Source organism: Grimontia sp. THUN1695, assembly GCF_059704325.2.
The window spans coordinates 237410-249726 of record NZ_AP046576.1; the positions used below are offsets into that span (position 1 = coordinate 237410).

10 protein-coding genes are annotated in these 12317 nt (G+C 46.0%); 7 read left to right on the forward strand and 3 right to left on the reverse strand.

The genetic code is table 11. The features are described 5' to 3' along the window. Positions 1 to 178 precede the first annotated feature (178 nt). The 3 genes from AC6IB1_RS01150 to AC6IB1_RS01160 all read left to right on the forward strand — a co-directional run bounded on the left by AC6IB1_RS01150 (position 179) and on the right by AC6IB1_RS01160 (position 5823). Entirely contained in the window at positions 179 to 1063 is an 885-nt protein-coding gene (locus AC6IB1_RS01150; RefSeq protein WP_497566559.1) for a PhzF family phenazine biosynthesis protein, read from the forward strand. 205 nt (positions 1064 to 1268) lie between these two features. After that, a complete protein-coding gene (locus AC6IB1_RS01155) occupies positions 1269 to 2480 on the forward strand; it encodes an EAL and HDOD domain-containing protein (protein ID WP_497566560.1) in 1212 nt (403 codons plus the stop codon). A gap of 4 nt (positions 2481 to 2484) precedes the next feature. Then, a complete protein-coding gene (locus AC6IB1_RS01160) occupies positions 2485 to 5823 on the forward strand; it encodes an ATP-binding protein (RefSeq protein ID WP_497566561.1) in 3339 nt (1112 codons plus the stop codon). Positions 5824 to 6288: 465 nt separating this feature from the next. Here AC6IB1_RS01160 and AC6IB1_RS01165 read toward each other — a convergent pair whose 3' ends face one another. Together AC6IB1_RS01165 and AC6IB1_RS01170 are read right to left on the reverse strand one after the other, a co-directional pair. After that, positions 6289 to 6768: a PaaI family thioesterase gene (locus tag AC6IB1_RS01165; protein WP_497566562.1), complete on the reverse strand. Its 480-nt coding sequence runs from the start codon at positions 6766 to 6768 to the stop codon at positions 6289 to 6291. 82 nt (positions 6769 to 6850) lie between these two features. Then, the gene (locus tag AC6IB1_RS01170) at positions 6851 to 7372 is read right to left on the reverse strand and encodes an NUDIX hydrolase (RefSeq protein WP_497566563.1); all 522 of its coding nucleotides are present in this window, start codon (positions 7370 to 7372) and stop codon (positions 6851 to 6853) included. A 251-nt stretch (positions 7373 to 7623) separates the two neighbouring features. On the opposite strand from AC6IB1_RS01170, the gene AC6IB1_RS01175 reads away from it, so the two are divergent. The 4 genes from AC6IB1_RS01175 (at position 7624) to AC6IB1_RS01190 (ending at position 11237) form a co-directional block, all read left to right on the forward strand. Beyond that, positions 7624 to 8949 (forward strand): DEAD/DEAH box helicase, encoded by a 1326-nt coding sequence (locus AC6IB1_RS01175; RefSeq protein WP_497566564.1) that lies wholly within the window; start codon positions 7624 to 7626, stop codon positions 8947 to 8949. A 143-nt stretch (positions 8950 to 9092) separates the two neighbouring features. Then, complete coding sequence (locus AC6IB1_RS01180) at positions 9093 to 9905, forward strand: alpha/beta fold hydrolase (protein WP_497566565.1); 813 nt, start codon at positions 9093 to 9095, stop codon at positions 9903 to 9905. 195 nt (positions 9906 to 10100) lie between these two features. Beyond that, a complete protein-coding gene (locus tag AC6IB1_RS01185; protein ID WP_497566566.1) occupies positions 10101 to 10550 on the forward strand; it encodes a DUF302 domain-containing protein in 450 nt (149 codons plus the stop codon). Positions 10551 to 10811: 261 nt separating this feature from the next. Continuing rightward, positions 10812 to 11237, forward strand: a complete 426-nt coding sequence (locus tag AC6IB1_RS01190) for a hypothetical protein (RefSeq protein WP_158162533.1) — start codon at positions 10812 to 10814, stop codon at positions 11235 to 11237. A gap of 448 nt (positions 11238 to 11685) precedes the next feature. Here the strand turns inward: AC6IB1_RS01190 and AC6IB1_RS01195 are convergent, their stop codons facing one another. Beyond that, complete coding sequence (locus tag AC6IB1_RS01195) at positions 11686 to 12198, reverse strand: hypothetical protein (RefSeq protein WP_497566567.1); 513 nt, start codon at positions 12196 to 12198, stop codon at positions 11686 to 11688. Positions 12199 to 12317 lie beyond the last annotated feature (119 nt).

A 12317-nucleotide genomic window follows, 5' to 3' on the forward strand; every position in this document is an offset into this window, starting at 1 on the left:
TTTGCGCTAATTTATAACACTGTAACAAATAGAAAATAAACGTTACATGTTCAGGTGCCGTACTTCATTGATGCTAAATAAGATGCTCGAAAATGATGCCGAGAATATGCAAGCTTGATAAAACCAGTGAACTTGGTTGCTTGTGTATCACTATAATAAGAATGAAGGGAAGGTAGCTATGTCAGATTATATTGAAGTCTACGTTGTGAATGCATTTGTCGCTGACAATCAGGGGGGGAATCCTGCTGGGGTAGTTCTTAACGGCGAGAATCTCAGTGCCAAACAAATGCAGTCCATTGCTGCAGATTTAGGTTATTCTGAAACTGCGTTTGTTTTACCCTCCCAAAAAGCAGATTATCACGTTCGCTTTTTCACGCCGACTGAAGAGGTCGATCTCTGTGGTCATGCAACTGTCGGTACGTTTTCGACGCTGTATAAAGTTGGGAAAATTGAAGCCGGTGACTATACCCAGGAAACAGGTGCTGGCGTGCTGGGCGTGTCTATTACTCAGGAAGGCCGTGTCAATATGCAGCAGGCATTACCGACGTTTGGCAACTCGTTCAATGCCGAGGACATTGCACCACTGCTTGGCCTTACCGCTGAAGATATTCTGGCAACTGGCCTACCAGTCAAGTCTGTTTCGACTGGTCTGTGGGATGTCATTGTACCTGTGAATAATGAAAGCCGTTTGTTGCAGATCACGCCGGATTTTGACGCGATTTCTTCCTTCAATCACAAGTCTAAAACTGGCGCTATCCACGTATTTGCGCTAACACCTACTGAATCTGATATTTCCGCACGCTGCAGGAATTTTGCTCCGTTGCTGGGTATCAATGAAGAGTCTGCAACGGGTAGTGCGGCAGGGGCATTGGCATCTTACCTCCACGTGTATCAAGGTGGCAAATACCGCTACCTGTTCGAGCAAGGTGAGGTGTTAAACAGGCGCTCTCTGCTTTGGGCAAGTGTTGAATCTGATGATGAAAAGATCACGGCAGTATTTGTCGGTGGAATGAGCGATAAGCCCCTGCGAATTCCATATCGGCTGAGTGAAGTCACGACGTAATAGTCAAAAGGAGCGAAACTGCTCTTTTTTATGCTTTGTTGAGCTGTATCTGCTCGCCTAAAACGCTTTTTGCGAGAACGAAATTTAACCACCAAAGATCAGCAGCCCTTCGATAGATTGAGTATATTTAGCGGAAAAAGAAGGAAAAATACCACCAGTAGTCTAATTTTTAATTAGGGTTTCTTACAAGTGGGACGTGTACTGCGTGGCCGAAATATTCTTCTCCTGTCAGCCGGTTTTTGACAATGACCTCGAACAATGGGGGAGTGAATTGCTCTTTCGCGAGGGGTTGGAAAACAAATTCCCATCCATTGACGAGGATACGGCAACGTCCCGTATCCTCAGTGCAAACTTTTTAGCGTGTGGTGGTAAGCCGGGAGATACCCGTTACATTGTCAGCTTCGGCGAATCTTCGCTGGTAGATGAAATTCCTCTATCAATGCCACCACAGAGCCTGATTATCTCTATTACTGATGATTGCACGCCCAAACCAGAGGTTGTCAGTAAACTGCGTATCTATCGCACAGAAGGTTACCGGATCCTGATGGACGGTCAGGCCATGGTTAATGAATGGCGAAATTATCTGGAGCTAGTGGATATATTCAGTATCAGTATGGAGCGTTCAAAGCCATCCGAATGGGAGGAGGAGATTGAGCAGTACTCACAACAAGTTTTTCTGGCAAGAAAAGTAGAAAAACAAGAAGAATTGGTTGCTGCGCAAAGCAGTGGATTTGCATTGTTTCAGGGATACTTTTTTGAGAAGCCACAAATTAAACGCTCTGAAGACGTTGCCCCCTCAGTCATGTCCCTTTTGGATGTCTACATCACTGTCAATCGCAATCCGGATGATATCGATACGTTGACAAAAATCATCTCGAAAGACGTTTCACTGTTTTACAAAGTGGTGGCTAGCGCCAACATTCTGGCGAAAACCAAAGCCAATAAAATCTCCAACCCAAGGCAGGCCGTGGTGTATCTTGGGGGTCAGGCGTTACGTCGGCTTGTTTCTTTATTGATCATGTCAAATCTTAATCACCAACATGCCCACCAACTGCAAAGCGTCTCCCTTACCCGGGCAACATTTCTTTCTTCACTGAACATCTATGGCGGCGGTGCTTTCAACAAAGATGAGGCGTTTATTGTGGGAGCTTTTTCCATGCTTAACGTTATGCTCAGTAAGCCGATGGCAGACATTGTTGGAGACTTGGATCTCTCCAATGATGTCAAGCGTGCTTTAATCGGTAAGGAGGGCATCTACGGGCAATTATTAAGCCTGTGCCATGATATAGAACATGGGAATTGGAACGGCGTGGTTCACTGGTGTAACCAAATGAATCTGAATGACAGAGCCGTTTTGAAAGAGTTCGAACAGGCTCGCAGCAGCACGGCGGAAATCACCGCCAGCATGCAGGTGTAACAGTATGCTGATGATGCGGACAAAACTCGCTATCATTCTGTTGATCTGCGGTACGTTGATCCTCGGTGTGTTTGGCGTATTCAATTATTACAAAACCTATGAACGCCTCTATGGTCAGATGGACTATAAACTTTCTGCGATCGCCACACGCCTTGCCTATCGGCTTCCTGCAAATATGTGGAATTACGATTTCGATACCGTTATAAAAGATTTGGAAAGTGAGTCCTCTTCCCGGTTTGTTTATCGCATTGAGGTCATATCAAAAGACGATAATTTTCGCCATATTACCGCTCCAAAAGATGGTGAGTTTGACAACGAATTCCGGTTGCGCAGCATTCCCCTTATTTATAACGGGTTAGGTGACGAGACCAAAGTCGGTGATTTGATCATCTATGAAGACCCCAGATCAGTTGAAAGCACGCTGACTTCTGAAATTGTCTCCGGTATCGTGCAAGTCTTCTTGCTCGATCTGATTATTATGTTCCTGATCTGGAAATATGCGCGGGCAATTAAAGAAATAGAATCGAGCAAGAACTACCTCAACACTATCATTCACAGTTACAAAGATGGCCTGTTGGTTCTGGGAGAGAATCACCAAGTTTCCACGTTGAATGAAGCAGCAAAGCGAATGTTTGAGCTGGATGATGTGCCGTTGGAGGATATCACTTTGTCGAAGATCATCGCCAAAGTGGTACCAGATTCACGCGCCTACTTCTCCCAGTCACTCTATGGGTTTAATACTAAGAACATAAACTACGAACTGATCCGAACCCATGACCGGCAGATTGTGCAAGTGCGTTCCAACAAAATAGATGTTAACGAAAAAACGCTTCAGGTCGCCATTATCCGGGATATTACTGAACAACACCTCGACAAGATGAAAGTGTCAAAAGGCGCTGAGCTCTTTTCCGCTGTAAAAGCCCTGCAAGATAAATTTCTGGTCAGTGATGACTTCCATAACAGTTTCCGTGAGGTGCTGAAAATCCTGTTGAAGATAGGAGAGAGTAACCACGGTATTATTGTTGAGCTTGATCACGGGGAGCCTGACAGATATCGGGTGCTGGCGCAAACAAGACTTATCGCCAATGGCTATGTGTCGGAAGATTTTGTCCGTGACGTAGTGGGACGGGTTATCGATACCAAAAAAGGCGACAGGAGTCTTCAGTTGATGGGACTTTCGGCCAACAGTGGAAAATTGATCATTAATGCACTCAGTATGCCTCTCTATCTTTCTAACCAGTTGGTGGGTGTTGTTTGCTTATTTGATGAGTCTACCAATTATGAAGACGATCTGGTGTCCTGGTTAGAGCCAGTGCTTTCCAGTTTGAGTGCCATGGTGAACTTTGTTCGCCAGAAAAAACTCAATGACATGATTTCAGAGGAAATGGTTCGAGCCAAAGAAGACGCTGAGCGAGCGAACGAGGCGAAAACCAATTTTCTGGCAATGATGAGCCATGAGATCCGAACCCCGATGAATGGGATTGTGGGTATGTCGAATTTGTTAAAGGAAACGGATCTCAACCAACAGCAATCCTACTTCGTCGATACGCTTATTCACTCATCTAACGCATTACTCAATATCATCAATGATGTGCTTGATCTCACCAAAATTGAAGCGGGGAAAATGCGTCTGATTGAACAGGAAAGTGAATTGACAGATCTGGTGCATGATGCACTTGTTGTGTTTCACGCTAAAGCAGTGGAAAAGAACCTGCGTTTGCATTGCCTGATTGATCCCCATTTACCGCGCTGGTTAATACTGGATCCTGTCCGCTATACCCAAATCATCCTTAATTTGGTGGGGAATGCGCTCAAATTTACCAAGCATGGTTCAGTGATGGTGCATTTAAGCCAGGTGACGGAAGGGGACTCGGACATGCTGCGGCTGGAAGTCAAAGACTCTGGTATAGGCATTCCCGAAGACAAGCTGCATAACATCTTTGAAAACTTTACTCAGGTGGATAATTCCTATTCCCGCTCTTATCAGGGAACTGGGTTAGGTTTACCCGTCTGTCGTAAGTTTATTGAGTTGATGGGTGGCGATATACGTGTCGTCAGTAAAGAAGCTGTCGGTACCACATTTACGGCCGATGTGCCGCTTGTTGTGACACCGAAGCGCCCGCAGACATTGCTGGAAGGGTTGGTTGTCAATCCGGATATCCGGGATATGAAAGTGTTGGTGGTCACTGAGGACACCCAACTCTACATGGTGCTCAGCACTTATCTTGAAAGCATGGGTATGGCCGTTGAGCAGCTTTATGGTAAAAATGTGTTGTCGGAAAGCATAGACGGTTCGACCTTGCTGATCATCGATGACAACATGATGAGCGATGTCCGGCCAGCAATTAGCCGAGCGGCGAATACCATTTTGATCAGTCACAACGGCATCGTAGAGCAGATGGGGATGCCTTGTCTGATCAACCCAATCAATCCATATGCCCTCGCTCATGCTTTAACGTATGATTCGCCAATCGAAAACAACCTGCAGGAAGAGAATATTGAACCAGTCCATTTTGGTGGTTTGAAAGTATTGATTGCAGAAGACCATTTGGTTAACCAAGATTTGATGGTATTGGTACTCAATAGTCTTGGGTGTGAATCTACATTGGCAGACAATGGGTTACAGGCGCTTGAACAACACAAAGCCAATCCTTTCGATTTAATTCTGATGGATTGTCAGATGCCTGAAATGGACGGCTTTGAAGCGACCCGTAACATCCGTGAGTTCGATCAAAACGTCCCCATCATTGCGGTGACAGCCAATGCGTTGTCAGGGGATGCAGAACGTTGTCTGGAAGCGGGGATGAACGCACATTTGGCGAAGCCTTTTACTAAAGATCAATTGGTTAACCTGATGATGTTGTACGTATCTGATGCCAAAAGAAACCCGGTGTCAGAGGAATGGAAGTTTCAGCGCGAGACCAGTGTTGAAGCGGAAGACCATACTAAAGGGGAGCGGCTGTCTCCCGCCATTGTGGCGTGTACCAGTTTCGATCTTGATCAGCTTAAAGATCAGGTAGGGGATAGTGCCGAGCTGTTAACCCATATTCTCACCAAATACCTTTCAACCCAACAGGCCGATCTTGATGCATTTGAATCTGCGATGAAAGTGTCAGACATGTCTGGTGTGAGAAAAATTGCTCACAAGATGAAAGGTGCAGCCGCTATGATTGGTGCCAGGGAACTGGCCGATATTTGTCTTTCTATTGAAAAGGAAGACGTTGAAGCGTCCGATACCATTCCCATTCAGCGGAAGTTAGAGCAAATTCATGATAGAACTGCAGCCATCCGTCGTGAAATAGAAAACCTCGTTCGGGGCCATCTGCACTTTACTTCTTTGTGATACAAACCAACGTTTGTTGGTCTTGTCCATGTTGATTATATCCCCCCAGAGCCTTACAGTTTTTCTGCCCAATAAAACATCATCCTGCCTGACGATTAGGCTCATTGAAAAGTCTTCTTTGTACACGTATTTTTCATTTAAGAATCTTGCTATGTATCACACACCAAAAAACATCAAAAAGTAGCGTATATTTCCACTCTGAATTTTCACTATAAAAAACAATGAAATAGACGCATTTTTTGTCTGTGGATAACGAATTTTTTATCCACAAAAACAGTTGATAAGTCGGTAGACTTCTCATGGGGGTACTGATCTGGAGCGGCTTACGAGAATGTCAATACCTGGACTGTCTAAAGGGAGAGAAGTGAAATGTCCGGTTGCAGAAAAAGACAAAACCTGTCCACGCCAATCACGAAGATTTTGTGATTGAAGGTGAGCAAGTTTTGTTTATATACAAGAGATTGACTATTTGCTGATGGCTTTAACTGAAAGTGTGAGATCAAACAAAGCCATCGGTTCGTCACCATGAAGGCTTGGGCAGGTAGCAGTAATGCGGACAGGCTGATTAACCCGCTCGCCTGTGGAAAGGGTTTGGTCGAGCATTTGGTCAATTAGCTTTCCATCATTGCAGGTAAAAAGTACATCGGCCTCTGGTCGTTTCAGGAACTCGGCAGTGACAGCCTTAAACGCGAGAGAAATCTTCTTGCCCCTGGCCTCGGCTTTGCTCATTGCCATAAAACCGCCCGCCACATCTGCCCCCACAGCGAGAGTGCCGAAATACATGCTGTTGAGGTGGTTTTTGGTCTTACGTTTTAACGGAATCCGGATCTGTACCTGCTCCTCATTCAATACCAAAATGTTAGGGCGGCAATACCAGATAAGGGGAACCTTGAAAAAGCCAAACAGTTTGAGCATTCGGTTGGCGTGGGCGAGCGTCTGTTTCATGCTTCATCCTTGAAGAAAAAGATGTTCTCACCCTATGGTCCAACTGGTCGGATGTCAATGTTAACGCGTTGTGAAGATTTGCCTATGTGATCAGTCCGAGCAATTGGGCCCGGCAAAACGCCACAATGGTTTTGCTGTCCTGAATCTCATTATTGGCAATCATGTGTTGCACCTCATTGACGCTGAAATGTACCACTTCAATGATTTCATCCGCGTCCATTTCAGCACTGCATGGGTGAAGCTGTCTGGCGACAAAAAGGTGCTGGGTTTCATTGCAGAATCCGGGCGCAGGCAGGGATTCGCCAATAGCATGCCATTCCTCAGCCCTGAGCTGCGCTTCTTCCGCAAGTTCACGCTCTGCACAGACACGGGGAGATTCATGGGCCTCAAGTGTCCCAGCTGGAAATTCATAAATCCACTGGCGGATAGACGGGCGATACTGGCGAATCATGACCAGTTTACCGTCGTCAGCAATGGGCAGGATCAGCACGGCACCGGGGTGTTCAAGAGTGATGTGTTTCGTGATAAGGCCATTTGGCAGGATGTGCTCACTCTCTTCCAAAGAGAACCTTTTCCAGGCAAAAAGTTGTTTCGGTTTATTCATCGTGTGGGGTCCCAGTTAGATAAGCAAAGTACACTACGCCGATTACCGGGTAATAGAGATAATGGGTTGTTTTATGTACTTGAAAATGTGATCCATGCCAATAAAAACTGCGTCTAATTTCAGAAGTATGGTAGAATCCGCGCCAATTTTGTGGGAGTTGGGAAAGCCATGTGGGCGCAATAACTCCCTGTACCAACGCAAGTTACCGCTATTTGGTGACTTGGTATAGATGATAATTCTGGAGTATTACCTTGCAATTTGAAGACCTGGGTTTAGACAAACGCCTTTTAAAAACGATGGAGCTCTGGGGATTTGATACCCCGACGGATGTGCAGGCATCTGCGATTCCTGTCGTTTGTGCAGGGAAAGATCTGCTTGCGTCGTCTAAAACCGGATCAGGTAAAACACTGGCTTTCCTCTTGCCGGCATTACAGCGTGTGATGCGCAGCAAAGCATTCAGCCGTTCTGGTCCCCGAGTTGTGGTGCTGGCTCCCACCCGTGAACTGGTAAAACAGGTGTATGGCGAGCTACGTAAGCTGCTTGCCGGCACACAGTACAAAGGGATGCTGATTCTGGGTGGAGAGAACTTCAACGATCAAGCAAAAGAATTTCGTAAAAACCCTGCCTTTATCGTGGCGACACCAGGCCGTTTGGCGGACCATCTGGAGCATCGTCACCTGTCATTGGAAGGCTTGGAGCTGCTGATTCTGGATGAAGCTGACCGTATGCTGGATCTGGGCTTTGCACCACAATTAAAAGCAATTAACAGCGCTGCAAACCACCGTCGCCGCCAGACATTGATGTTTTCAGCAACACTCGATCACCAGCAGGTGAATGAGATTGCAGCGGATATGCTTAAAGAGCCCAAACGTGTTGCCATTGGCTTTGTGAATGAAGAGCACAAAGACATCGAGCAGCGTTTTTTCCTGTGCGATCACCTTGACCACAAACAGGCTTTGCTCGATCGGGTGATGGAGCAAGAGTCTTACCAGCAAGTGATGATCTTTACGGCGACACGTGCAGACACAGATCGCTTGGCGACATGGTTTGTCGAACGTGGCATCAAAGCGGTTGCCCTGAGTGGTGACCTGAGCCAAAGCGCCCGTAACCGTATCATGAATGAGTTCGAGCGTGGCCTGCACAAAGTGTTGGTGACCACGGATGTTGCGTCCCGTGGATTGGATATTTCGAATGTTTCCCATGTGGTGAATTTCGATATGCCAAAACATGCTGAAGAATACGTGCACCGTATTGGTCGCACCGGCCGTGCGGGCAATAAAGGTATTGCAATCTCATTCGTGGGGCCGAAAGACTGGAACAGCTTTAAAAACATTGAAGGCTTTCTGGACAAACGCATGAGTTTCCAAACCCTTGAAGGCCTGGAAGGGAAGTTCAAAGGACTGGCACCGAAGAAAAAGAAAACCTTCAGCAAAAAGCCGCAACACAAGAAGAAGGGGGATAAACCTACCCAGAAAAAAGCGGCAGTACCGAAGAAGCGCAACAAAAGCTTCTACCAAGGCGTGGCTGTGGGTGAGCAGGTGTTTGCGATTAAAAAGAAAAAGCCGACAGAAGAATAATCGGGCTGGACTGAAAATAGCGCCTTTCACTGGCGCTTTTTTATCGTTTGGATATATCACTCGGTTTAACATCTCTTTGACTGCCCGGTCCAAACTGTTCATAAATTGAAAAACAAAAAAATAAAAAACAAAAGGGAAATAAAATGCACGCAGCTCAGATCAACGGCAAAAAGATGTCGTACTTGGATGTTGGCGAAGGCCCGGTTGTGTTGTTTGGTCACAGCTACCTTTGGGATTGCGACATGTGGCGACCGCAAATCGAGGTACTCAGCAAAAAGTACCGTTGCATTGTGCCTGAACTGTGGGCGCATGGTCAGTCAGAGGAAGCACCGGAAACCACCACATCGCTGATTGATTATGCTGACGATATTCTCTTGCTGATGGATAGCTTAGGCATTGAACAGTTTGCACTGGTTGGTTTGTCTGTTGGCGGCATGTGGGGCACTGAATTGGCATTGAAAGTGCCGGGTCGAGTGAATGCCTTGGTGTTGATAGATACCTTTATCGGCTATGAACCAGAGGTAGCCAAAGAAAAGTACTTTGCGATGTTTGATACTATCGAGCAAATGGGCATGATCCCGCCCTTCATGGTGGATGCAATTACGCCTCTGTTTTTTGCCAACGATGCTGAAACGGCCAATCCCGGATTGGTTTCTGCCTTCAAGGATAAGTTAACGAGCTTGAATGGTGAGTCAGCAAAAAATATTGCCAAGGTTGGGCGAATGGTTTTCGATCGCCGTGACACGTTTGACGATATTGAAAAGCTGACAGTTCCAACATTGATTATGGTAGGGGCTGAAGATAAGCCACGCCCACCGCTGGAATCTATGCTGATGCATGATGCGATTGATGGAAGCGAATACAAGGTCATTCCTAACGCGGGGCATATCAGCAACCTTGAACAGGCAGATGTTGTTACCCAAGCGCTCACCGACTTTCTTTCCCGCCACCTGTAAATCCCCGAAAGCCGTTGAGGCGGCTTTCTTTTTGTCGTCAAACAGCGCTCAGCCTTGTATATCAGTTCGAGCATTTTCAGGTTGGTTGGGTATATTTGTGTGGCAGAGGTTACAAAATGCACCATCCAATGTGATTTTTTATCTATTTCCCTTTTCTAGTATGTGAGTTGAACACAACAGAAAGGGAAGACAACAATGAATAAACTCGCCGTGGCTACGATTGCATCACTTTTATCCGTTTCAGTGGCAAAAGCGGAAGAAGGGCTGATTCAGATACAGAGCGCCAATTCAGTGGCAGAGACAGCAAGCAAGGTTGAAATGTTCTTGAAGGAAAAAGGCTTAACCCAGTTTGCACGCATTGCTCATGCTGCCAATGCGGAAAAGGTAGGATTAACGCTCAGACCGACGGAAGTCATTATTTTTGGTAACCCGAAAGTAGGGACGCCCTTGATGCAATGTGCCCAAAGTATTGCTATCGATTTACCGCAGAAAATGCTGATAAGTCAGGATGCTGATAACAACGTTTGGTTGGCTTATAACGATCCAGTGTACCTCAGGGATCGCCACAACATGGAAGGGTGCGAGAATGTGCTCAATAAGGTGTCAAAGGTGTTGGCAGCCATCGGGAAAACAGCGACCAACTGATTTTCCGAGCATTCATATTGCCCAGTTTGATACTGGGCGTATGCCTGCGTGTATTGGAACCAACATCGTTAAGAAGTCGTGGCGCTTATACTGTCAATAAATACCCCAATAAGCGGAATATTTTTTTGCTTCCTGTCACAAAATCTCCTTTATCAGATGAAAGGGTTTGCACTACTATACGCAAATGGCCTGAAGATGCTCGACTTCAGGTGATTTGATGGGTATATGCAGGCTCAACCATTTCAATATAGGCGGATTATTATGAAAAAGGTTATTGCTTCAATGGCTATTATGTTTGCGCTGACAGGCTGTGAAGAAGCAAACGAAGCGATCGACAAGGCGCAAGAAGTGGCGACCAGCGCTGCAGAAAGTATTCAGGAAAAAATGGACTCCGTTGATCTTGGTGAACTGAATTTGGATTCGCTGGAAAGTGCGACAGCATATGCTAAAGCGCTCACTGAGTCGATGGAAGAAGCACTGCGTGCTGATCTTACCGATGCTGATGTGGTTGCAAAGGTTCAGGAAAAAGTGGCGAACTCTTACGCCTGCCTTATCGATGCCACCTCAGAAAATACGGCAGAACAACTGCTCAATAAATTTATGTCAGCCATCAATGATGAGGACGCGCAGTCCCTGATTGAAAAAGGCGTGGAGAAAGCCAAAGCGGCGAAAGCGTGCGTGATGTAACCGACGTGAATGCCTCCTCTTAAAGGTTGACGCATTGTCAGCCTTTTTTAATCAGTGATGCATTTTTGTCTCCATTCACACTTTTCATTTTGGTAGCAAACTTTTTGCCTAAAAAGTCAACAATTAGTGAGATTTGCTTTTCGGATTTAGTTATACTCCCGCCTGAACAAAAAGTAAGCAATTCGAAAAAGTAAGACGTGGCGTCATGACAGTGCTACGACAAGCTAAGCAAAAAATTATAGGAGAGAAACATGGAGACTGTTTTAGTTGTCGCATTTATCGTTGGAGCGTTCTTTATCGTGAAAAAAGAGCGTGCATGTCGTTCATAACTCATTGATGTTGGCTGTTTGATATCATTTTATATTCCTTTTTACAGTCGAATAACATGGTGCTGAACACAAAAGCAGAGCCTGGCGCTTTGCTTTTTTTGTTTGGTTTTACCAACGCATTACAGCTCACCAACCACAGTGCCTTCGCTGGCTAATGCATACAGGTGATGCCTGATGCTATTTTCTGCTTCGGCCGAAAGACCGAAAACATCGTAAATTCCAATCACCTTCCCAGTTACTTCTTCCGATGTGACCAGCATTCCTGTTGCAACAGGTGCACCCTGCAACATGCCGACAAACAGCTGAACCTGCATCCCTTCCGGGAGGGGAAGATCTGTCAGTGATAGTTGGGAAAGAAACGCTATCAGGGTTTCGCGTTCATGTTCTGGCCATTTCAGGGACAGGGTTTTGGCGTATCGCACCATCAGGGGGTGACAATCGACTTCATAGACGATGAGGCTTCCTCTTTTTTCTACTATTGCAATATCAATTTCAACGGGCTCGGCTTCTGCGGCCTTGTATAAACGTAGCCCTTCTTTACTTTCCAAGGTGGGAAACTGGGCGCTTTCAACATGGCTGGCCATCCAGGCACGCTTTTTGTGAAAGTGCGAGAGAATGATAGATTTACTCACGAAAACTCCGGTTTTTATGGGATGAGCGATCCGTGCACAAATCGTTCCTCCAACATCATGAAGGCAATCTTCAATCGTGGTTTGATAATAACGCTGCTGGATGAAATAACAATGTCTTG

Excerpts from the sequence above, each read along its gene's own strand:
- AC6IB1_RS01150 (WP_497566559.1), top strand. The coding sequence starts at position 179 with ATGTCAGATTATATTGAAGTCTACGTTGTGAATGCATTTGTCGCTGAC.
- AC6IB1_RS01160 (WP_497566561.1), top strand. The coding sequence starts at position 2,485 with ATGCTGATGATGCGGACAAAACTCGCTATCATTCTGTTGATCTGCGGT.
- AC6IB1_RS01165 (WP_497566562.1), bottom strand. The coding sequence starts at position 6,768 with ATGAAACAGACGCTCGCCCACGCCAACCGAATGCTCAAACTGTTTGGC.
- AC6IB1_RS01170 (WP_497566563.1), bottom strand. The coding sequence starts at position 7,372 with ATGAATAAACCGAAACAACTTTTTGCCTGGAAAAGGTTCTCTTTGGAA.
- AC6IB1_RS01180 (WP_497566565.1), top strand. The coding sequence starts at position 9,093 with ATGCACGCAGCTCAGATCAACGGCAAAAAGATGTCGTACTTGGATGTT.
- AC6IB1_RS01185 (WP_497566566.1), top strand. The coding sequence starts at position 10,101 with ATGAATAAACTCGCCGTGGCTACGATTGCATCACTTTTATCCGTTTCA.
- AC6IB1_RS01190 (WP_158162533.1), top strand. The coding sequence starts at position 10,812 with ATGAAAAAGGTTATTGCTTCAATGGCTATTATGTTTGCGCTGACAGGC.